General features: G+C 49.2%; 21 protein-coding genes and 1 pseudogene. 6 read left to right on the top strand and 16 right to left on the bottom strand.

Going from position 1 to position 22,936, the window contains the following annotated elements:
- Positions 1-27 precede the first annotated feature (27 nt).
- A complete protein-coding gene (locus tag G5S52_RS12450; protein ID WP_165013963.1) occupies positions 28-927 on the bottom strand; it encodes an AraC family transcriptional regulator in 900 nt (299 codons plus the stop codon).
- A gap of 157 nt (positions 928-1,084) precedes the next feature.
- Between G5S52_RS12450 and G5S52_RS12445 the strand changes: the two genes are divergently transcribed.
- A complete protein-coding gene (locus G5S52_RS12445; protein WP_165013961.1) occupies positions 1,085-1,675 on the top strand; it encodes a class I SAM-dependent methyltransferase in 591 nt (196 codons plus the stop codon).
- 106 nt (positions 1,676-1,781) lie between these two features.
- Positions 1,782-2,129: a DUF6404 family protein gene (locus G5S52_RS12440; RefSeq protein WP_165013959.1), complete on the top strand. Its 348-nt coding sequence runs from the start codon at positions 1,782-1,784 to the stop codon at positions 2,127-2,129.
- A gap of 58 nt (positions 2,130-2,187) precedes the next feature.
- Here G5S52_RS12440 and G5S52_RS12435 read toward each other — a convergent pair whose 3' ends face one another.
- The 5 genes from G5S52_RS12435 to G5S52_RS12415 form a co-directional block, all read right to left on the bottom strand.
- Entirely contained in the window at positions 2,188-2,730 is a 543-nt protein-coding gene (locus G5S52_RS12435) for an SRPBCC family protein (RefSeq protein ID WP_165013957.1), read from the bottom strand.
- A gap of 163 nt (positions 2,731-2,893) precedes the next feature.
- Positions 2,894-3,742 carry an ABC transporter permease gene (locus G5S52_RS12430; protein WP_046305993.1) on the bottom strand — a complete coding sequence of 283 codons (849 nt, stop codon included), beginning with the start codon at positions 3,740-3,742 and terminating at the stop codon, positions 2,894-2,896.
- Positions 3,743-3,752: 10 nt separating this feature from the next.
- Positions 3,753-5,009, bottom strand: coding sequence for an ABC transporter permease (locus G5S52_RS12425; protein ID WP_165013955.1), 1,257 nt, complete (start codon positions 5,007-5,009; stop codon positions 3,753-3,755).
- Between the two features lie 71 nt (positions 5,010-5,080).
- The gene (locus tag G5S52_RS12420; RefSeq protein WP_165013953.1) at positions 5,081-6,163 is read right to left on the bottom strand and encodes an ABC transporter substrate-binding protein; all 1,083 of its coding nucleotides are present in this window, start codon (positions 6,161-6,163) and stop codon (positions 5,081-5,083) included.
- Between the two features lie 149 nt (positions 6,164-6,312).
- Positions 6,313-7,425, bottom strand: coding sequence for an ABC transporter ATP-binding protein (locus G5S52_RS12415; RefSeq protein ID WP_165013951.1), 1,113 nt, complete (start codon positions 7,423-7,425; stop codon positions 6,313-6,315).
- Between the two features lie 259 nt (positions 7,426-7,684).
- On the opposite strand from G5S52_RS12415, the gene G5S52_RS12410 reads away from it, so the two are divergent.
- The 3 genes from G5S52_RS12410 (at position 7,685) to G5S52_RS12400 (ending at position 13,197) form a co-directional block, all read left to right on the top strand.
- Positions 7,685-8,671, top strand: a complete 987-nt coding sequence (locus tag G5S52_RS12410; RefSeq protein WP_165013949.1) for an ABC transporter substrate-binding protein — start codon at positions 7,685-7,687, stop codon at positions 8,669-8,671.
- Positions 8,672-8,978: 307 nt separating this feature from the next.
- Positions 8,979-10,082, top strand: coding sequence for an efflux RND transporter periplasmic adaptor subunit (locus G5S52_RS12405; protein WP_165013947.1), 1,104 nt, complete (start codon positions 8,979-8,981; stop codon positions 10,080-10,082).
- Positions 10,083-10,092: 10 nt separating this feature from the next.
- Entirely contained in the window at positions 10,093-13,197 is a 3,105-nt protein-coding gene (locus G5S52_RS12400) for an efflux RND transporter permease subunit (RefSeq protein WP_165013945.1), read from the top strand.
- Positions 13,198-13,276: 79 nt separating this feature from the next.
- On the opposite strand, the gene G5S52_RS12395 is transcribed toward G5S52_RS12400, so the two are convergent.
- The 10 genes and pseudogenes from G5S52_RS12395 to G5S52_RS12350 form a co-directional block, all read right to left on the bottom strand.
- A complete protein-coding gene (locus tag G5S52_RS12395; protein ID WP_165013943.1) occupies positions 13,277-13,741 on the bottom strand; it encodes a hypothetical protein in 465 nt (154 codons plus the stop codon).
- Between the two features lie 592 nt (positions 13,742-14,333).
- Positions 14,334-14,923: pseudogene (locus tag G5S52_RS12390) on the bottom strand (transposase); the annotation flags it as partial.
- Positions 14,924-15,196: 273 nt separating this feature from the next.
- Positions 15,197-16,159: a transposase gene (locus G5S52_RS12385; protein ID WP_165013941.1), complete on the bottom strand. Its 963-nt coding sequence runs from the start codon at positions 16,157-16,159 to the stop codon at positions 15,197-15,199.
- A gap of 220 nt (positions 16,160-16,379) precedes the next feature.
- Entirely contained in the window at positions 16,380-16,988 is a 609-nt protein-coding gene (locus G5S52_RS12380) for a hypothetical protein (protein WP_165013939.1), read from the bottom strand.
- A 389-nt stretch (positions 16,989-17,377) separates the two neighbouring features.
- Complete coding sequence (gene rodA / locus G5S52_RS12375) at positions 17,378-18,490, bottom strand: rod shape-determining protein RodA (protein WP_165013937.1); 1,113 nt, start codon at positions 18,488-18,490, stop codon at positions 17,378-17,380.
- A gap of 76 nt (positions 18,491-18,566) precedes the next feature.
- Positions 18,567-19,244, bottom strand: coding sequence for a DedA family protein (locus tag G5S52_RS12370; RefSeq protein WP_002539946.1), 678 nt, complete (start codon positions 19,242-19,244; stop codon positions 18,567-18,569).
- A 29-nt stretch (positions 19,245-19,273) separates the two neighbouring features.
- Positions 19,274-19,669 carry a hypothetical protein gene (locus G5S52_RS12365; protein WP_165013935.1) on the bottom strand — a complete coding sequence of 132 codons (396 nt, stop codon included), beginning with the start codon at positions 19,667-19,669 and terminating at the stop codon, positions 19,274-19,276.
- Between the two features lie 130 nt (positions 19,670-19,799).
- A complete protein-coding gene (gene rlmF / locus G5S52_RS12360; protein ID WP_165013933.1) occupies positions 19,800-20,810 on the bottom strand; it encodes a 23S rRNA (adenine(1618)-N(6))-methyltransferase RlmF in 1,011 nt (336 codons plus the stop codon).
- 81 nt (positions 20,811-20,891) lie between these two features.
- Entirely contained in the window at positions 20,892-21,281 is a 390-nt protein-coding gene (locus G5S52_RS12355; RefSeq protein WP_165013931.1) for a cupin domain-containing protein, read from the bottom strand.
- A 23-nt stretch (positions 21,282-21,304) separates the two neighbouring features.
- Positions 21,305-21,652: a YkvA family protein gene (locus tag G5S52_RS12350; RefSeq protein ID WP_165013929.1), complete on the bottom strand. Its 348-nt coding sequence runs from the start codon at positions 21,650-21,652 to the stop codon at positions 21,305-21,307.
- A gap of 194 nt (positions 21,653-21,846) precedes the next feature.
- Here G5S52_RS12350 and G5S52_RS12345 point away from each other — a divergent pair, with 194 nt between their 5' ends.
- On the top strand, positions 21,847-22,872 hold the full coding sequence (locus G5S52_RS12345; protein ID WP_165013927.1) for an ion channel: 1,026 nt from the start codon (positions 21,847-21,849) through the stop codon (positions 22,870-22,872).
- Positions 22,873-22,936 lie beyond the last annotated feature (64 nt).

The raw sequence follows: 22,936 nt of genomic DNA, 5'->3' as shown, positions 1-22,936 counted from the left end.
TTCCTCATTTTTAATGTTCTATCAACGTTATCGTATCGCAGTGCAGAAACTGACATCAGCATGATGGGTTTGCATATCAAAGCTGTGGTATAGCTCAAAGCATGGACGATCATCTGATTCAATGCCCATCTCAATCACTTTACCCATCAGGTCATCCCATGCTTTGGGATACTGACTAAAGTCTGTGATGTTCTGGCGCATGACCGCATATTCGCCACCGGGGAACTCCTGAAGCTCAATACCTGCAGGGACATCGGTCTCATCCGGCACCATTAGGCAGATATCCGTCCTGCACTTCTCATTCGGGGTAATTTCAGGGTTATCGTGATAAATGAAAATACAGGTGTTCCCTGCCAAGCCATTCATACCCGCCCATTGATAAAGGCGACCACTTGCTTCTTCATATCCCTGACCATAAGGGCCAGTTACACGGACATAGGCCAGTTTACTGCGCTCGAAGTGTTGCTTTTCCATTGTCTTGCTCCATGTTGATGTGTCAGAGCCAGTATATGAATCAGTCACTTCCGCTTCGTTTCCAATCTTGCGCAGCGTGTGTCCAATCTTGCTGTTTCGTGCAAGCTCGGAAAATGCCTTGTAGTCTTCACAGTCACGAAAGGCTGTTGGTGTAACACCAAAATGTTGCTGGAAGGCCTTCGCGAGACTCTGAGAGGATGAAAAACCAAACTCTAGGGCAATGTTGAGCACCGGTTGCTTGTTCTTAAACAACTCATCAGCCGCCGCTTCGAGACGCAGACGCCTGATGAAATCTGCCAGCGTTTCTCCCTGTACCGCCTTAAATGTGCGGTGAAAATGGTAAGGCGAGAGATTTGCCAAAGCCGCGACTTCGGGCAAGTTGAGTGGCTCGTTAAAGTGTTTTTCTAGGTGACGAATGACAGGCAGCAACCGCTTTTGGTAATCAACACGCATGGCTTTTCTCTTCGGACTTATCTATGAACCGAGCCTAAACGATCCTTTCTTTACTTCAACGCTTCCAAGATAAACTTGAGATTCTTTCCATCAAATAGGGAGATTCCTTGCGTTCCTTTGCGCCCATTTTCATCATGACTACAGAATCGGAGGTCAAATGAATCAACAAGCCAAATGGAATCAGTACTACCAGAAAGTCTCTCCAATACCACATCGTAAACTGGTGGAAAGGGCTCAAAAACTGGATAAAACCGGACATCGCGTTGCTGTTGATTGTGGCTGTGGAAGCGGTGCTGAAACGGCTTATCTTTTGGCTCAGCAATATGAAGTCTATGCCTTCGATTTCAATGAAGATGCTGTGACACTAACCCACCAGCGTTGCAAGAGTCACCCCAAGCTGAACCTGACGCTTGATTCATTTTCAGAGTTTGAATTTCCCGTATCAAACCTGATTACAGCCAATAACAGTTTGTTCTTCTGCGAAGCTAAAGAGCTCGATGCTGTTTGGAGCCGCATCCGTTCATCACTCATTCGTGGCGGCGTGTTTTGTGGTGATTTCATTGGCCACAATGACACCTGGAACCAGGACACCGGCAGAGCGCTGGCACCTGTAGATAAAGTCATGTTAGACGACATGTTCAAAGGGTTTGAGATAGTCTTCTCAAAGGAGCGTGACGAGCTAGGAAAAACCGCCATTGGTAACGAAAAACACTGGCATACCTTTACGCTGATCGCGATAAAGCGCTGAAAACTTGTCGTTGGCGAGACGGCGGTCACCAAACCTGCCAATCCTCCTTTAGCCCAGTCTCCCTTGGGTTATAGTGAGCGCACTGAGTTGTATATAGTGATTAGCAATGAGTTTCGAGCAACAACTGGACCGTGCACATGAGGTCCTGACTGAGAAAGGCTTTTTGCCATCTTCTGCCAATCCATTGATTTACCGTCTTGCGCGTAAATTGGGATTGAAAGTTCCACCACCACAGTTCTGTTCGTTCAGCATCAACACGCTGCTCGGCACCCTATGGTTTGGTACCTTGTGGGGATTGATCATGTGGTTTATGCAGTGGAAATCTCTCGGGGTGTCCCTCAGCTATGCGTTTAACGCATCTCTGGTAACCGGCCTGTTTTTCGGTGTGATGATGTCTGCGTGGTACAAGCTTTCCGCGAAAAGAAAACAGCTTCCTAGCTGGGGCGAAATCTAGATCAGCCTGGTTTGCCGACCACCCTGATTAGGGGGATGGGTGGTCAGCAAGCCAGCTATTATTTTTTACCTTCCAGTACTTTCTTCAAGTTTCCTAAGCCAGCCTGATACAAGCCCGTGACACCTTTAACTGCCGCTTCATCTGTCAGATAGTCAGGCGGATTACTTTCTGGAAAGCCGCGGTAAAATTCACCGCTCCAACTCACTTCACTCACATTGTCTCCTTTCGAAGCCACCGAAATGGTTGAGGTGTAATGCGTGACGGGTAACAAGTCGACATTTTCCTTGGTGATTCTATAATTCAGCGTCATGGTTTTGTTATCTATGCCCATCAACTCTTCTGTTAACGAAGCATCATCAACATACAGTTTCCTTACCGCCCCGGCTTCGTTCGGCACACCCGACACCAGTTCATTTTTAGTGATACCCGGAATCCACGAATCCAGTCCATCAAAGCTGATGGCTTTGTTCCAAACTTCTTTCGCCGGCGCATCGATAATGACCATTTCCGTCACCGAAAGCTTTTCCAAACCATCCAATGCCATTGCAGGCATCGAGATCATCAATGCTGCCCCCGTAAAGGTTTTCAACGTCTTTATCATTCCTTGCATCCTCTGTTAGCGACACGCCATGTAAGCAACATCACCTTGCATAGGTGCCAGATGGAAATGAAATTAGTTGAGAGAGTCGGGATACAGATGAAAGAAAGATGGGAAAAAGAAAACACCCGCAGGAAGCGGGTGTTTTGAGTCTGTAAGGTCAGCGTTACTCTTCAATGCCCCGCATCTTTGCACTCCGTCGGCGGAGGAACTCCAAGGTTGTCAGCAAAGCGATAGATAACACCACTAACAGGGTTGCAGCGGCCAATATGGTTGGGCTGATTTCTTCCCGTATTCCCGACCACATCTGAATCGGCAGTGTCGTCTGTTCTGGGCCTGCGATAAAGAGAACCACGACCACTTCATCAAATGACGTAATGAAAGCGAACAGCGCGCCGGAGATAACCCCAGGCGTAACTAACGGCAGGACGACCTTGAAGAAAGTCTGAACCGGATTCGCCCCCAAGCTTGCCGACGCGCGGGTCAAGGAATGATCAAAACCACTCAGGGTCGCCGTGACGGTAATCACCACGAACGGAATACCCAACGCAGTATGCGCCAAGATCACGCCCACATAGGTTTGGGTAAGCTGAAAACGGGAGAAGAAAAAGAACATCGCCGCAGCGGAGATAATCAAAGGCACAATCATTGGCGAAATCAGAATGGCCATGATCGCGTCTTTATAAGGCATGTACCGGCTGGAAAGTCCAAGCGCCGCAATGGTTCCCAGTACCGTCGCCAACAAAGTGGAAGCAATCGCCACAATCACACTGTTTTTGACCGCCGTTTGCCACGCCTCAGAGGTGAAGAAATCGTCGTACCAGCGAAGCGAATACCCGGCAGGGTCAAAACTCAGCATTTCAGGTGTAAACGTAAAGTACGGTTCGGCATTGAAACTCAAAGGAATGATGACCAACAAGGGGCCAATCAAGAATAGGAAAATCGCCGCACAGATCAGGCGAAACACCACATACCAAACTTTTTCGCCTGTGGTTGCGCATTCAGGTAAAGCCATCTTGTCCTCCTTACCCTAACTTCACGTTGTCGACGCCGATAAGGCGGTTGTAAACCCAATACAGCAAGATCACCACGATCAGCAGAATGGAAGCGATAGCCGCCGCCAAACCCCAGTTGAGCGAAGTTTGCATGTGGTAAGCAATGAAGTTGGTGATAAAGGTCCCTGTTTGACCACCCACCAAGGCTGGTGTGATGTAATAGCCAATCGACAGAATAAACACCAAAATCGAGCCAGCGCCGATACCCGGCAGCGTTTGCGGGAAGTAGACACGGCGAAACGCCATGGTTTGCGTCGCCCCCATCGAGCGCGCAGCCCGCATATAACTCGGAGAGATGGTTTTCATAACGGAGTAGAGCGGCAGGATCATAAAGGGCAGCAGAATATGTGTCATCGCCACCAAGGTACCTGTCTGGTTATAGATCATTTGTATTCGGTTTTCGTCATCCAGAATACCAGCACCCACCATGAGATCATTCAGCACACCTTGTTGCTGTAAAATCGCTATCCAAGTGGCGGTACGTACCAAAAGTGACGTCCAGAACGGTAGCAGAACCAGAATCATCAAAAGGTTCGCCTGTTTCATTGGCAGGTTCGCCAACAAGTAAGCAACTGGGTAGCCCAAGAGCAGACAAAGGAATGTAATGCTCATACTCATGTAGAGCGTTCGCCAGAACAGGGCATTGTAAATTTGTAGATGTTCAGGCTGGGCGACGATACTGCCGTCATCGCCGTATTTCAGGTCAACCGCATTCAGGTAGTAAGAAAGCGTATAAGGCGACGACTCACGTTCAATCAGCTGCCAGACAGCAATGTCCATCCAGCGCTTGTCGATTTTTGCCATCGCTTCTTTGTAAGGGCCTTCGGTGAGGCGTTTGGATTTTCGCGCTGATTTCATGATCAGCGAACGCATACCGGATTTTGCATAGTTCAGGCGAGACGCCACTTTACCGATATTGCGCGCTTCAGCGCCGATTTTCAGATCTTGCACCAAAGCAGCATAAGTTTCTTCACCGGGCAGCTCTTCGCCATTCCAGTCTTGCAGCGCGGCTTTGGTGTTCGGAAGATAGGTAGAGACTTCAGGGTTTTCGACACTGCGTTGAAGCATGTCAACGATGGGGAATACAAAAGCCACCAGCAAAAAGATCAGTAGCGGCGACACCAACAAAAATGCCCTGATTTTGTTGCGGCGGATAGAGCGCTGCTGACTGACTCTCAGCGAGACACCATCGGCCGTGGTTAATTCATTCACTGGACTTCCCTGCACCAGACTCTCCCAACTTCAAATAAAAACTAAAACGGCGGGTTTCCTTTCAGAAACCCGCCAATCACTTCAGATTACTTCGCTAACCATGCGTTGAAACGCTGAGCCAGCTCATCACCGTTATCTGCCCAGAACTCATCGTCTTTCGGAATCGCGGTTTGGAAGTTTGGTCCGTAGGTTGGCATATGAGGTTTCATGTCGATGCCAGTATCAGCATGCGTCGTTACCATCGCCGCTGAAGAGTTACGCGCAGGACCATAAGAGATGTATTTCGCCTGATCGGCAAGACGTTGTGAGTCCGTTGCGAAGCGCAGATAGTCTTTCACCTTGTCCAGCTTGCCTTTTGGTACAACCCACCCATCCAGCTCGAACACCTGGCCATCCCAGATAATCTCAAACGGTTGCTTCTCGTTGACTGCAGCATTGAAGATACGGCCGTTGTATGCAGAAGCGAACGCCACTTCTTTGTCCGCAAGAAGTTGTGGTGGCTGCGCACCCTCTTCCCACCAAATCACATTGTCTTTGATGGTATCAAGCTTCTTAAATGCGCGCTGTACGCCCTCTTCGGTGCTCAGCACGTCATACACGTCTTCCGCTGCTACACCATCTGCAATCAAAGCCCACTCAAGGTTGTTGATCGGTTTTTTCTGCAGCGAACGCTTACCCGGGAAGTTTTTCAGGTCGAATACATCATCGATTTTGGTAGGCGCTTTATCAAACATCTCTTTGTTGTAAGCCACTATGTTTGAATAAACGATAGACGGAACAAAACACTCACTCAGCGAGCCCGCCAGGAAGTCTTTAGTTGCTGGCGTGCCGTCAGGTGCTGCTGCCAACAAGGTGTCGTGATCCAGCGGTTCAGCCAAACCCTCGTCACATGCAACAATGGCGTCTGAAGGCAGGATGTCTACCAAGTCCCAAGTCACGTTGCCAGATTCAACCTGTGCGCGCAGACCTGAAAGGCCGTTCTGAGATTTATCGATATTGATAACCTTGGTACCAGTTTTTTCAGTCCAAGGTTCGTGGTAAGCCTTAGTTTGGCTGGCGGTGTAAGCACCACCCCAAGAAACAACATTCAAGGTTTCATCGGCTACAGCGTGAGTCGCCATGCTTGCAACGCCTGCCAGAATGGCAACGTTTAACGCGAGTTTTTTCATTTGTCCTTCTCCTCAAGTCTTTCGCTTGTTTACGTCTGAGCATGAGCAGGAATCAAAATCTGCGCGTCGCCGCGACAGAAAAACTGCGTTCCTTACTAACTCAAATCAGATGTCGAGCCCTGCACAAAGCACTTGTGCTAGATGTTTCCTTACGAGGCGTCCAACGCCCTGCAATCTTCTTCAGACCAACCAATGCGAATGGTATCGCCACGCTGAAGGTTCGGGTGCCCTTCCGCATTGGGGGTTTTAATAATGAATTCATCGCTCTCACAGACTGAGACGCGGGTACGCAGGTGATCGCCGAGGTAAATCACTTCCTCTACCTTGGCGTCGAAAATATTGGAAAGCACGCCCTGTTCTGGATTTATCACAATGCGCTCTGGGCGGAGGGAGAGGGTAGATTTCTCACCAGTCTGGCCGACAGCCACGGGTTTGGCCGTGATAATATCGCCGTTGGGGATTTTCACCTGACAGGCTTGGTCATTCATTGAAATCACATCGCCGCGCAGACGGTTATTCTCACCAATAAACTGCGCAACAAAAGCGTTAACTGGGCGCTCGTAGAGCTCTTCTGGTGTTGCCAACTGTTGCACCACACCGTCGTTAAACACCGCAATGCGATCTGACATGGTCAGCGCTTCTGACTGATCGTGAGTCACGTAAATCATGGTCACGCCGAGATCTTCCTGAATGTGTTTTATCTCGTACTGCATTTCTTCGCGGAGGTTTTTATCCAGTGCGCCCAGTGGTTCATCCATCAGCACCAGCTCAGGTTCAAACACCAATGCACGGGCAACCGCAACACGTTGCTGCTGACCACCTGAGAGGTGCGCAGGACGGCGATGACCGAAATCAGACAAACGCACCATATCCAAGGCGCGCTTTACCTTCTTTTCAATTTCGGATTTAGAAAGGTTTCTGACTTGTAGAGGAAATGCGAGATTCTCTTCCACTGTCATATGGGGGAAAAGCGCATAGTTTTGGAATACCAAACCAATGCCACGCTTATGCGGCGGCAGCTTTTTGATCGGGTTACCGTTTAAGTAGATCTCTCCATGTGTTGGCTGCTCGAAGCCCGCCATCATCATCAACACAGTGGATTTTCCGGAACCTGATGGGCCTAACAGGGTAATAAACTCTCCCTGTTCGATATCCATTTCAAATCCTTTGACCACCAAGCTTCTGCCGTCATAGCTTTTCTGCACGTTATCGAACTTGACGAACGGCATCGAAGCGTTTCCGTTGCTCCCACTCTGCTGCATAAATTACGCATTCCTTTACACCACTAATCTTTTAGAGCCTATAACACGGTTTTAACAATGATCAAAAAGCGACCGCCCGAGTGAGAGGCTGATCATGAGCGCGTCATGATTCTGTGAAACATTGCACTTACTTCATGCTCATAGAAATGATGCAAAAGTCACGAATATCACTATCTTTCGGATATCGTTTTCAACACTTTTGATAAATTGGAAACCACTATTAAAAGACGTTCTATCGTCACAAATGGAGTCGCTCTCTATGCAATCCCGCTACTTACCTTTTGCGCTTCTGGCGCTCTCCCCCTTTGCTTCTGCTGATGAGTGTGGTGATGTCACCATCGCTGATATGAACTGGAACTCTGCTACTCTGATGGCACATGTGGATCAGTTCATTCTGGAAAACGGATATGGTTGTAACGCCGAACTGGTTCCCGGCGATACCATGCCAACCGGTGTATCCATGACCGAAAAAGGCGAACCTGATATTGCGCCGGAGTTTTGGAGTAACTCTCACAAAGAGATGCTGCAAAAAGGCGTTGATGCGAAGAAACTGCGCTTTGCTGGCCCTGCGTTTGCAGAAGGCGGTGAAGAAGGCTTCTGGGTACCGAAATACATGGTCGACAAAAACCCAGAGCTGGCAACGATTGAGGGCATCAAGGCCAACGCCAAGCTATTCCCTCATCCTGAAGATGATTCCAAATCAGGCTTTATGACCTGCCCTGCTGGTTGGACATGCCAGATCACTGCAGGTCACCTTTTTGATGCCCTTGGCCTTGAAGAAGCTGGCTTTGAAATGATTGACCCTGGCTCTGGTGCTGCGCTGGCAGGTTCAATTGCCCGCGCAAACGATCGCGAGAACGCATGGTTTGGTTACTACTGGTCACCAACACCTGTTCTGGGTCGCTATGACATGGTGAAAGTCGATTTCGGTGTGCCGGCAGATTCCGCGCACTACGAAAGCTGTATTACTCAAGTTGACTGTACCGATCCGAAAGTGACCGCGTACCCACCATCTGCCGTGAACACCATCACGACAGAAAGCTTTGCGACGGAATCCCCAGCCGCATATCACTACATCAGCAACCGTGCATATTCGAATGCAGACATGAGCGCCATGATGGCGTGGATGGAAGAAAATCAGGCAGACGGCGAAATCGCTGCATTTGAATTCCTCGAATCCTACCCGCAAGTTTGGACCCAATGGGTACCGGCAGACGTCGCTGAGAAAGTCAAAGCTGCGATGTAACCGCCCATTCATTATCTCAAAGGGAGGCATTCGCCTCCCTTTTTTAATTACCTCACTCATTTACTAAGAACTTCGTTCTGTCCCAACTTATAAACACGGCAGTATCACAGGTTGCATAATACTTTCCGCATTCGTCGCTGTTTAAAGTGAGTCTGCATGAAGCGGTACGCTGTTCACCTAAAGGTTTCCGGCATTTCAAACATGCCAATGCACGCCCTTCTTCCTCTCTTTTCGCCAGTTTTGGCGACGCTGCCCTATTTCGCTGAAACAACACCAAGCCGCAACATGTCGCCGGGGAGATCCACGCATGAGTAAATGGTTTATTGGAATGGTGGTTATCGCGGTTCTAGCCTTTGGCACCGTGATTGGCTTTAACCTCTTTGTGAATAAAAAGATTGAGACCACACTGGCTAACCTGCCTGAACCGGTTTATCCGGTCACGGTTGAGAAGCTCACGCCAACGGTCTGGCCACAAGGCATCAAAGCCATCGGCTTTATCGAGCCCAACCAAGGCGTCTCTGTCTCAAATGAAGTGGCGGGTATTGTCACCGCCATCAACTTCGAAAACGGCGCCAACGTGGAAAGTGGCACTGTGCTAGTGAGCCTTGATTCCTCCGTTCAGAAAGCGCAGCTAAAAGCACAGCAAGTACAACTGCCTTCCGTTCGGGATGACTACAACCGCTTGCGCAAGCTCTATCAGGAACGTTCTGTCTCGGAACAAAGCGTCGAGGCGGCACAATCCAAGTACGAAGCCATGCAGGCAAATATTGAAAGCCTGCAAGCCACCATTAATCAGCGGGAAATCAAAGCGCCATTCAGCGGTGTACTCGGCATTCGCAATATCAATCTGGGTCAATATGTTTCTGCTGGCACAGACATTGTCCGGCTCGACGATCTTTCCGTCATGCGGGTTCGTTTCAGCGTGCCGCAGGCAGAGATTGGTAAGCTTTCTGTTGGACAAGCCATTTCCCTAACCGTCGAAGCGTTTCCAGGTCGTGAATACAAAGGGAAGATCAACGCCATTCAGCCTGTGGTCAGTGACCAAACTGGACTGGTGATGGTGCAGGCAGAGCTGCCCAACGAAGACAAAACCCTGCGCGGTGGGATGTTCGCCGCTGTGAATGTCGCGCTGTCTGATTTGGATAATCAGGTGGTTGTGCCGCAAACCGCTATCGTCTTCGCCCTCTACGGGAACTCTGTGTTTGTGGCAGAAAAGAAAGACGATGAAACCCGCGTTCGGCAGGTCACGGTTGAAGTGCTGCAACGGGATGGCAACTTCGCCTTGGTAAAAGGGGATTTGAAGTTTGATGAGCAAGTGGTCACGACTGGCATTCTGAACCTCGGCAACAATACCAAGGTGAATATCGTCGACAACCCGATTTCGACACTAGACAGCATGCCGCAACTGTGAGGAACAAATTATGAGCTTCACAGACATATTCATCCATCGCCCGGTCATGGCGGCATCATTAAGTGTTCTGCTGCTCTTACTTGGCCTCAACGCCATGAAAGATTTGCAGGTTCGGCAATACCCTGACATGACCAATACGGTGATCACCGTTACTACGCCCTATCCCGGTGCCGATGCTGAACTGGTGGAAGGCTTTATCACACAGCCACTTGAACAAGCCTTGTCACAAGTGGATAACCTCGACTTTATGACCTCTGCCAGCCAACTCGGATCGTCGAGCATTACCCTGAACATGATGCTGAACACCAATCCGGAAGCCGCACTGGCAAACGTGCTTTCGCAGATAAATTCCGTCACCAACCAGCTACCCAAAGAGGCCTATAACCCTTCTGTTACCTCTTCGACGGGCTCCACAACCTCCATCATGTATATCTCGTTTTTCAGTGGTGACCTGAATTCAAGCCAAATCGCCGATTATCTCGAGCGGGTGGTCAATCCGCAGCTTTCGACGGTCAATGGCGTTTCCAATATCACCATGATGGGCGGCTCGCCATTTGCCCTGCGCATCTGGCCTGATCCGGAGAAGCTGGGGCAGTACGATCTCTCGACCTCTGATCTTGTCGGCATTTTGCAACAGAACAACTACCAGTCCGCGGTTGGTCAATTCAAAAGCTACTTCACCGTGCTCAACAGCACCATTGATAGCCAAGTCGACACGGTTGAAGGCCTGAAGAATCTGGTGATCAAAAGCTATAAGGGTCAGGTGGTGCAGCTTCGCGATGTGGCGGAGGTCAACCTCAGTAAAAGCAGCGACAGCTCGCGCGCACTGGCTAATGGCCGTGAAGCGGTGATCATCGGCATCAATGCCACACCAACCGCAAACCCATTGGATGTGGCAGCTGGCATTCGCGTGTTGTTCGAATCCATCCAGAAAAACCTGCCTTCCACCATCGAAGCCAGTGTGCTTTACGATTCCACCTTGGCGATCACTGACTCCATCAATGAAGTCGTCAAAACCATCGCTGAAGCCGCCGTCATCGTTATCGTGGTGATACTCCTGTTTCTTGGTTCTTTCCGCGCTGTAGTGATCCCTATTGTCACTATTCCGCTGTCACTGATTGGCGTCATGGTCGTGATGCAAGCCTTTGGCTTCACCTTAAACCTGATGACACTGCTCGCCATGGTATTGGCGATTGGCTTGGTGGTAGATGACGCTATCGTGGTGGTGGAAAACGTCGACCGTCATATCAAGATGGGCACCAAGCCTTTTAAAGCCGCCATTGAAGCCACGCGGGAAATTGCGGTTCCGGTTATCTCAATGACGATCACTCTGGCAGCGGTTTACGCGCCCATCGCCTTGATGGGCGGCGTGACAGGCTCGCTGTTCAAAGAGTTCGCGTTAACGCTGGCATGCTCGGTGTTTATCTCAGGATTTGTCGCACTCACTCTGTCACCCATGATGTGCTCGAAGATGCTCAAACCACACACTCATCCGAGTAAGTTTGAAGAAACCGTTGAACGGGTACTCGGTGGCCTCACCAAGCGGTATCACCATGCGCTTCTTGCCGTGCTTGACCACAAACGCGTCGTCGTCATCTTTGCCATTGTGGTGTTTGCTTCGCTGCCGGTGATATTCAAATTCATTCCTTCACAGCTCGCGCCGGATGAAGATCAAGGCGTGGTGGTGGTGATTGGCAGCACGCCTTCCACCTCCAACAATGACTACATTCAGGCCAACATGGAGCTGATTTCCAACATCATCGCCAAGCAGCCGCAGGCCGAAGCTTCACTGGCAATGATTGGCGTGCCAACGAGTAGCCAGGGCATCGCCATTGGCCCATTAATTCCCTGGACAGAGCGGACGCTCAGCCAGAAAGAAGTCTCAGCCAATATCAACGCAGAGGCGAAGAAACTTCCCGGCATCAACGCCACGGCTTACCAAATGCCCTCGTTACCCGGCGCGTCTGGCGGCTTGCCAATCCAGTTTGTGATCACCAGCCCCGCAGATTTCGAAACGCTTTACGCTGTCGGCAACAAGATTCTGGAGAAAGCCAAAGCCAGCCCGTTGTTTGTGTATACCGACGTCAACCTGAAATACGATTCCGGCCTGGTGCAGCTCAAAATCGACCGAGAAGCAGCAGGCGCGTATGGCGTGACCATGCAGGCGATTGGCGCTACACTCGGCACCATGATGAGCGGCGGCTACATCAACCGCGTCAACATTGATGGCCGTTCGTATGAAGTGATTCCCGAAGTGGAGCGGGTTTACCGCGCCAACCCTCATTTGATTTCGCAGTTCTATGTGAATGCGCAAAATGGCGAAGCCATCCCGCTATCAAGTTTGGTGAGCTTTACCGTGAATGGACAAGCGAGATCCTTGCCTCACTACAACCAGATGAACTCCATTTCCGTTGAAGCCGTGCCTGCACCGAATGTTGCTATGGGCGATGCGATTGCCTTCTTCGAACAGTTGGCAACCACCGACTTGCCGCAAGGCTACACCTACTCCTTTATGGGAGAAGCCCGCCAGTTCGTGGAAGAAGGCAGCTCTCTCTACCTGACTTTTGCCCTCGCCTTGGCGATTATCTTCCTTGTGCTCGCGAGTCAGTTTGAAAGTGTCCGCGACCCATTGGTCATTATGTTTACCGTGCCGCTTGCCATTAGCGGTGCGTTAATCGCCCTTGGGTGGACGCATATCTCAGGCGCAACCTCGATGAACATCTACTCTCAGGTTGGCTTGATTACCTTGGTCGGACTGATCACCAAGCACGGCATCTTGATGTGTGAAGTCGCTAAAGAGGAACAAGTGATGAAAGGGGTTTCCAAGCAAGACGCGATTGTGGAAGCCGCCACCGTTCGCCTTCGCCCAATTCTGATGACCACCTCCGCGATGATTGCGGGTTTGATTCCTTTGTTATTTGCAACAGGCGCAGGTGCCGCATCCCGCTACAACATCGGCTTAGTGATTGTGGCAGGGCTGGCAGTCGGTACCCTGTTTACCCTGTTCGTGCTCCCTGTGGTTTATACCTACATTTCAGGCGGTCACAGATACCATGAAGGAGAGCTTGATGAAGATGTGGATGAGGTGAACGAGGAGCATGCATATCCGAGTTAGCAAGGCTTAGTATTGGATTGAAAAAAGCAGGGAGAATCCTGCTTTTTCTCTTTTGTTGTTTAACTAAAAAGGCTCGACGCTAGCGCAATCTCTTGTAATAGAACTTGTTTCCCGACGTCAGGTTTTTAATAACCAGTGTATTTTCAGTTACCCTCAAGATTTTGTACGCATCATAGTTGTAGGCATCGTAGGGATCGGAAGGCGTCGCTGTCCCATTTTTCAGCCACCCTTTAAAGATCGTAAAATAGATGTCACCAGATACTCCCCAATCTCCGTATTCAGTCGTTTCATTGACGATATCTCCATCGTGGTTGGAAAATTCAAACCTGACTACATATCTTCCATCGGCACTTCTCGTTAAATGAGTCCTTCTGATGTTGCCGCCCTCCGTGTTTTGAAGTGATTCCCACTCCCCGAGAAAACTAGCTCTAAGCTGTTTCTGCTCTATAGTGAGGATTGGCTTAGCTTCAGTAATGGCAGGTAGTTCTGAGCTGGCGAAAACGAATAGTGGGAGAGCGAACAGAAGAAAAACGAGCTTTAACATCTTATCATCCTCGTTGAGCGACAGTGCTTTGGTAAGGAACAACGTACTACTCATTTAACTTTAGCAGTGAGAGCATATTGTAAGGAGATGCTCTCCATACCTAGGTGATTCATGGTTCGCAACCGGATACTGTTTTCCCACAAATTTCTGGGTGACTTGCAAAGCGAGGCTTGCACATCTTCTTGATAAAGCAACAGATGAGTAGTGGATGTCTAGGTTAGATTTAATACATCGCTGTGTGAGAAGCTGGCTTTGAATGCAAGATAAAACGTCTGCAAAGTTTGGGCTGCCAAACAGTCGAAAGGTCAATATGAAAACAAAAGCGGCAGCCCTTGTATTATTGCTACTTCCCCAAGGTATCCCTGAAGCCGAATCTGCAGAAGACAAATAGTTTTAGCAGGACAGGCATAAAACGAAAAATATGAGCAAATAGTGTTTCCCCCATTCGGTAAACCACATATTTAGGCAGCTATTTACGAAATTCAGCCTAAGCTTCGAAGCCTTAACGGAGTTTGGCTAGATTTATCTTGGTCTTAGGCAGCAGAAACATCAGACACAGGCCTGATTATCAAAAGGAAGGAGAAATAAGTGTTTAGCTGTCAGGTAAGCGTACTCCTGAGACTCTTTGGCACTGAAGAAGCGGTAATGCTGCTTTTATGGCGTTGTCCGTCCCCACCATATTGCCAGCTTCGATGTTTGAGGTTGTTCTTAGCCAAAGGGACGGCTCTATACCAAGGCGTTCCAGTAACGGCGGTAATTTAGCATCTATCTGCCCACGCTTATCATCACGAACTTGCCTGCCCGTCCATTCAACCAACTCCAGATAGTCCAAAAACCGAAAGGGGATACCGTCTGGCTGGTCTTTACGCAGATATCCCGTGAAAACATGTAAGCCTTCAGCATTCGCCTGGTCATTTCTCAGTGCTTCAATTCGGGCTTTGACCGACGTGTACTCAGAGGACTCAGGCGAATCGGAGATATCAGCGCGTATTGGGTTGAGGTCAACATAGGCCATCGCGGCAGCCAGCGCCTTTTCATCCAACAATGCTTGGCTCTTAAAACGCCCTTCCCAGAAGTGACCAGTGCACTGGTCTTCACGGTTTGCTTCCGCGGCAATATATTGATTTAGCAAGCGCATAAACAGCTGATAGAGGTTAAGCGTGCTCGCCACGTTTCTGAGACTATGTAAACTATGAGGACAGGCATGTAAACTATGAGGACAGGCATGTAAACTATGAGGACAGGCATGTAAACTATGAGGACAGGCATAACAAGAGAAGTATGGGCTGATAGTGTTTCCCCCATTCGCTAAACCACATATTTGGGTGACTATTTTCGAAATTCTGCCTTGGCTTCGAAGCCGTAACGGAGTTTGGCTAGATTTATCTTGGTCTTGGGCAGCAGAAACATCAGGCAAAAACCTGATTGTTTGAGGACAGAATTGAGAGAGGAGGATTAGCTGTCAGGTAAGCGCACTCCTGACACTCTTTGGCGCCGAAGAATCGGTAATGCTGCTTTAATGGCGTTTTCCGTCCCCACCATATTGCCAGCTTCAATGTTTGAGGTTGTTCTTAGCCAAAGGGACGGTTCAATACCAAGGCGCTCCAGTAACAGCGGTAATTTAGCATCTATCTGCCCACGCTTATCATCACGAACTTGCCTACCCGTCCAGTCAACCAACTCCAGATAGTCCAATAACCGAAAAGGAATGCCTTCTGGTTGGTCTTTACGCAGATATCCCGCGAAAACATGTAAGCCTTCAGCATTAACCTGGTTATTTCTCAGTGCTTCGATTCGAGCTTTGACCGACGTGTACTCAGAGGACTCAGGCGAATCGGCGATATCTGCTCGTATCGGGTTGAGGTCAACATAGGCCATCGCGGCAGCTAGCGCCTTTTCATCCAACAATGCCTGGCTCTTAAAACGCCCTTCCCAGAAGTGACCGGTGCACTGGTCTTCACGGTTTGCTTCTGCAGCAATGTATTGATTTAGCAGGCGCATAAACCAACTGATAGAGGTCAAGCGTTCTCGCCACGTTTCAATGAGTTCCAGACACCGTTCATTTTCTGCCTCAGACATTTCTTCGCCACGCATAAAGCGTTGTATCAGCACAGGGCCTTGATGAAACGACAACCACCGCTCAGCCAACTCTAATGGTGATAACACCTTGGCACTCTCTATGTTGATATGGAGAACGACGTGGTAATGATTGCTCATAATGGCGTAGGCGCACACATCGATACAGAACGCCTTTGATAATGAGAGTAGACGTTTCTCTATCCATCCTCGACGGTGCTCAAAGCACTTACCCTTTGCGTTATCAAAGCCGCAAAGAAATGAGCGGCGAACACAGCGAGATACACAGTGATAGTAAGGTGTGGCATCAACATTAATGAGTGAGGCGCGAGCGGTTGTCATAGTGAATTCGAATACTTATAGTCGTCATTGAATTCACTTACACTAACTTAGTCGGCCCATTCTTTCTGGATAAATGAACAGGTATGAGGCGACGTGCAAGCATGCATGAAACTGATAATTCGAACTTTTTCTAAAAGTGCCTGTCCTGCCATGTCCAACAGGTATGTCCTAACAGGTATGTCCTGCCAAGAGTGCCAACTAGATCCCCAACAACGAATTATTATTTTAACTTTGTATTCTCTGCCAAGTTAATAACTCCCAAAAGATTCTCCCAAGAAGTCATTGGATGAATTTTTTCATCAACATAACCTTGCTCCCCATAAAAACGTATCGTGACTGTACCGGGCGAAGCTGTAGCTATTTTCTTCGCATCTCGCATACTCAATGGTATTTTAAAGTGCTCATGTGTATAAACTGTATTTCCTAGACTTCCACCATCGACGATCGAAGTATTGGTATATCTACCTTCTTTCCAATTCGCGACTATCTTTTCTTTTCCTACAAAAATAGTTACTGAGTCTGCATGAATCCAGTTCAGTTGCATCGTGCGAACATCAGTGAGAATAGTGTTTTCTCCTGAGTCCGGATGATAAGTAAAGTTAATTTTGCGATAAGCTTCACCGAGGAGCCAATCATCAAAGTCAGAACCTGTATAATAAAATCGCCCTTCCAACTCATCTGTAACAACCAAGTTTGAATATTTGGTTAATAATGTTCCATCTACTGAATACTCCGATGCATCAATTACTGCTGTGTTCAATTTTTTTGACTGACAGCCGAGTAGGGAAAAAGATAAAACAATTGAAACTATTAAACTTTTGACATTCATTTCTTCGATTTATCCAAAAACATTCTCAAAACTTCACCTTTATTAATATAACCAAGGTGTTTATCACGAAATTCACATGGCAGAATCTATCACGTAGTACATAAGAGTAGACTTGATTTTCATCATATTAAAAACCAACTGGTTAATCATTATTCAACCAGCCCCCCATTTTAATAAACGAATAAGCTAAGAGGGAAAATTAGTTTTAATAAAAAAGGGTTGGTATTGCGAGACGAATGAAGAACGCACTTAACTGTACAAGATCAAAGATGGTTTATATAACCAAGAATTTTGTATTCCTAGTTGCAAAAACCATAGGAGACAAATCTCCCAAGAACCAAACCCTACCCTGACCTTCCCCTTAAAAAGGGGAAGGAACCAAGAGCAAGTTAAGCCTTACTGAACGTTCTCGCACTCCACGTCGCTTCTACTGGCTGCTTGCCACAACAGAGTGCCATGATGATGCCGAAGCATGCGCCTTGGGTGATCATCGCCGTGCCGCCGTAGCTGATAAATGGCAGCGGGCTTCCCATTACGGGTAGCAAACCGCTTACCATACCCAAGTTGATAAAGGCATAGAGGAAGAAGCTCATTGCCAGAGCGCCGCTGACAAGGCGGGAAAACGGTGAGGCGGTGTTGACTGCCAGCCATAAAGCGCGGCCTGAGATAAACAGATACAGCGCAATCATGACCGCACTTCCCAGAAAGCCCCACTCTTCTGCAAAGGTTGAGAAAATAAAATCAGTGTGGCTTTCGGGGATAAATCCCAACTGCCCTTGTGTCGCGTGCATAAAGCCTTTTCCGCGCACTCCGCCAGAGCCAATGGCAATCAATGATTGAATGATCTGATAGCCCGCGCCGAGTGGGTCAGATTCTGGGTTCAAAAACTGGGTGACGCGAAGTTTCTGGTAGTCCGCCATAAAGAAGAACCACATCACCGGTACTGTCGCCGCAACTGCTGCCAACACTGAGCCAATGATCTTCCAGCTCATACCTGCTAGGTAAAGCACGAACAGTGCGTACATCACGGTAAAGATCGCGCCGTCCAAGTCTGGCTGAATCACAATCAGCCCTGCGGGTAATGCTGTGACTAACGCGCAAAGTCCAATCTTTTGCAGACCCGGCCTGCCGGGGTCCCGCACTATCAACCAGGCGATAATCATAGGTACCGCCACTTTCACAATTTCTGAAGGCTGGAAGCGGATAGGGCCAAGCGCGAGCCAGCGTTTGGCACCGTTCACCGTGTCTCCCGCCACAATCACGCCAAGCAGAAGCACAATAGCCAAACCAAAAAGGTGCGGCGTGAGTGCCCGGTAGGTTTTGGCAGGGATCAGTGAGAAAAACAGTAAGGCCAGAAGCGCAATCATGGCGCGGGCGACGTGTCTCTCAAGGGTCGGAACACTGTAGCCACTCGCGCTCCATACGCTCATTGAGCCAAGGGTGATCAGCGAGACAATCGCGATCAGCAACGGAATATCCAGTCGTGGGCGCAGTATATTCATGGGTTAAAACGCCTTCGTAAAGTTCAGAAAAGCCACGTCGGTTTTGCAAGCGACGTGGCGATGAAATAGGTCAGGGTTAAGCTTGTGCTGAAGGGGGCTTATTGCCTCTCAGCAATTTGCGGACTCGCCAGGTAATCGCAGTCAGAATCGCCGCACAAAGCGTGATAACAGGAGCTGCCATCAGCCCCATGGTTACCGCACGTCCAAGTGCGTCTGGCAGTGAAGGCAGCAGGAACCCGATGCCCGCCAGCAGGAAGACCCAAAGGGTGGCACTCAGCCATGCAAAGTAGTGGAAACGTGGTGCTTCTTTCACGCGTATGCCCATCATCATCGGCACAATCGAGCGGACACCCGGAATAAAGCGCGCAGCAAAAAGCGCCACTAAACCATGCTGACGCAGTAAAGCATCGACGGTTTTCATGTTCTTTTCAGGGACTTTTTTCAGCCAGGATTGCACCATTGGCAACTTGTTCAGCCAGCGACCTTGCATAAAGGCCATCCAGCTTCCCATTGAAGCAGCCACAATCAGCAGCGGGAATGCGATAGCTGGCGTTAACACACCGACTGCCGCCAAAGTACCGACCAGTACAACCACGCTGTCGCAAGGTAAGGGAGCCGCCGGTAAAAAGCCGCTTTCAAGGCAAATCAACACAGCCACGATGATGTAGATTAGGGTCGCGCTGCCGGGAGCCAGCAGCGCATCGAAATCCTGGTTCCACAAGGCCACCAGCACTTCCTGAATTGCTTCAAACATATTCTCTCCAAGAATCAAAATAAATAGGGTTACGTGATGCTGGAGAAGGCTTCCCTAGAGTGGATAAAGCGAAACTGGAGATGGCAAGGTGCGAAGAAGCCTATGATGTTCTGTCGGCTCTGGCGAGTGCAGAAGTAGCCTGACGACAAAAGGCCAAAGAGAAGCAGAGAAATGCCTGAAGCTGGAAAGGCTGGCAGTGACGAAGGGTCGTCATCGATAAACTCGACGTCATCGGGAAGAATGCGTGATGCCACCGTGCGAAGCAGCGAATACTCTTCCTTTGCCAGCGGCACGCTTTCCCTATCCTGCAAAGCTGCGTGATGTCCCTGCGCCAAGTCGACCCCAATAACCCCCACAGCGCCGCTTAATAGCAGCACCATCATCAGGGCAACATAGAGGGGAAGTCGCGTGGTCGGCGTTTTCACAGCATATTCTCAAAGGTCAATTCAGGCAGAATTTACTGCTAAAACCACAAAAAGAACAACACTTTTTATCGCTTATGACGACCTTGCATAAGGCGGCGATTTTCCAACCAAAAACCGCCTGAAAAGCGCGCTATTTTTCGCCGTTTTTCGACCAGTTTTGGCGCGCAGATTCACTAAGGAAAGTCCATGCCACAATACGCGTTACTTTCTGGCCTTGCGCCATTTCGATAGTGCGGACATCTTCGACTTTTAGCGTCTTCAGCTGCTTGTAGATACCTGGCAGATTTTCTTTCTTGGAAACCATGGTGGTAAACCACAGGCATTGAGTCTTGAAGTCGGCACTTTGCTCTATCATTCGCTTGATAAAAGCAGCTTCACCACCCGGACACCAAAGCTCTGCGTTCTGACCACCAAAGTTCAATACAGGTTTGCCTCTACCTTTCATTGGCTGCGCTTTGAAGGGTTCTGAGCCTTTCTTGCGGGCATTGGCGGCAAGGTTCTTCACTTTGCGCTCAGAGCCTTTTGTTGCCTCTGCCATCGAAGCATGGAAGGGCGGGTTGCACATGGTGAAATCAAAACGCTCTTTGGCGTTAATCATGCCTGCGAAAATGTGGTCTGGGTTCTTTTGAAGGCGGCATTGAATGCCCCCTTTGAGGCTTGGGTTCATCTCCACCATCAGCTTCGCGCTTTTTACGGATACTGGGTCAATATCTGCACCCACGAACTGCCAGCCATAAACGCGGTGGCCGACCATGGGGTACACGCAGTTTGCGCCCATGCCAATATCCAGCCCCTTCACGGCTTTGCCTTTGGGAATTTCTCCGCTGTTGGATTCAGCCAGCAGATCTGCCAGGTAATGCAGGTAATCTGCGCGGCCTGGAATTGGCGGGCAAAGATAGCCTTCCGGAATATCCCAGAAACTGATTTGGTAGAAGTGTTGCAACAGAGCCTTATTGAGGGTTTTCACGGCTTGCGGGTTGGAAAAGTCGACAGATAAATCACCGAACGGGTTCTTCTTCACAAAGGCTTTGAGCTCTGGGGTACCTTTCATCAGCGCCGGGAAATCGTATCGCGCACGATGTGGATTTCTTGGGTGCAGACCTTTTTTAGGTTGTGAAGTGGTTTTGTGCGGTTTTGTCATGATGACGCCTAGTCGACTTTGTCCGGAAATTGCAGGGCAGCGATTCTAGCACGAGAGCCAGAAATTCCGAGCTGATTTCCGCTAGTTGTCAGGTCTTTCAATACTGTGTTCAGTCGGCTGCGGTGTCACTGTCATCACCTTCACGCCGCTTGGCGTATCAAAGCGGTGCCAGACATTTTCCGGCACCACGACCAACTCCCCGGCAGACAAGGAAATGGGGGTTTCTTCTTCGCCATTAAGCAAGAAAATGGTGGTTTGCCCTTCCAGCACATGCACCAGTTCGTCGCCCGGATGACGTTCCCATTCACTCTTTCCTTCGTAGTGGGCAATGAAAACGCCACCATCCCGATAATCTGCCAGCGTCGCAAAGGCATCTTCCCCTTCCCCGTTCAGCGAGTGTTCCGGCGTACGATCTTCCAGAAACGTGACTTTCTCAAACGCATCCTTGAGGTTGACTCTGCTTCCTTTCATGCCCCTTCCCCTCTCTGGATAAATTAATTGAGCTTCTTAAACCACTGATCCAGCTTCTCGCCCGCTTTTTCGCCGTGTTCTGCTTTCACATGCATCACGACCGCAGCTGCGGCTGCCGCCAATACACCGAGGTCATCAGAGAAGCCGACGGCAGGCGTGAGGTCGGGAATGGCATCAATAGGCGCAATAAAGTAGCCGAGCGCAGCGAATATAGTGGTTTTCGCCCATTTGGGTGTGTCGTCATCTGTCGCGGAGTAGTAAAGCTTGAGGGCATTTTCCAACACGTCATAACCTGCCTTTTGTGCAAAGTTACGGGCTTTGGTCCAAAAGCCATCATCGGAAAATTCATCCAGATATTTGTTGTCACTCATGGCGCAATCCTTCTCATTTAGAATGACTCACTTCAATCTACATCCTTCACCCTTTTTGCGCCTCAATCGAAAGTGAGAACTTCATCAAGATGAGAACTTTTTCACAGTCGGCAACATTGAGAAATTTGCTGATGGATTAGACTGTTATAGTGGCACGCTGGTTTGAACTCTAAGAAGGTTAAGGAAAACGGCTGATGAACAAGTGGTACATGGTTCGCCGATGGATCACCTCTCAATTTCAGCGTTTAAGCGGGAAGCACGTTGTTACTGCAGTGTTGGCCTATGCGGTCATAAGCTGGGTGCTGCTTCGCTTGGCGGGAGAGCACGCACTCACTTCTCCCTTCGTTGATTATATCTATTATCTGTTAGTGACCGCGTCTACCGTGGGTTACGGCGATATGTCCCCTACCACAACGGCAGGTAAATGGATTGTCGCCCTGTTTGTAATCCCCTGTGGACTAAGTATTTTTGCCATCGGTGTCGGTCGATTGGCAGGTGTAACCATTGAGTATTGGCGCAAAGGACTGTTAGGAAGAAGGAGCATTGACGTGTCCGGACACATTTTGATTTTGGGTTGGAACGAAAGCCGAACCCTTCACCTCATCGACATGCTTCTCCATGAAGAAAAGGACAAGCGCCCTATCGTACTTTGCGTGCGTGCTGACATCGAAAACCCGTTACCAAAGGAAATCGATTTTGTCCGCACCGCCAGCTTTACTGATGAAACCGCTATGAGTCGCGCTGGCGTCTCCGATGCAGACTGCATCATTATCGATAACCCGGAAGACGACATCACCTTCGCTGCTGCCCTATTCTGCGCCAGCAAAAATCCGGATGTTCACATTCTCGCTTACTTCCAGGAAGAAGTGCTGTCTGACCTATTGAAAACCCATTGCCCGAACGCAGAGTGTATTCCTTCCGTGTCGGTGGAAATGATGGCGAAATCTGCTGTGGACCCAGGCTCTTCAGAGCTTCATCATGAGCTCCTGAACACCCGAAAAGGTATGACGCAATATGCAGTCACCTATCCTGGCGATGCGCAATACACCACGGTTGAAGCGCTGTTTTTGCGTATGAAAAAGGAACATGATGCGACCTTGATTGGTTTCCGCCGCGATAGCAATGTCAAGCTGAACCCTTCCCTTGATCAAGAAATCAAACCGAACGATTTGCTGTTCTACATCGCCGATGAAAGGGTGCTGGACTTTAAGTGGGATTGATTTAACCCCACAGATAGCAAATACAAAAAAGGAGCCATTCGGCTCCTTTCCTTTTCTGTCTAGG

This window comes from Grimontia sedimenti (assembly GCF_011045095.1).
GTDB classification, from domain to species: Bacteria; Pseudomonadota; Gammaproteobacteria; order Enterobacterales; family Vibrionaceae; genus Enterovibrio; species Enterovibrio sedimenti.
This window is presented reverse-complemented; position numbering and strand designations above follow the sequence as displayed.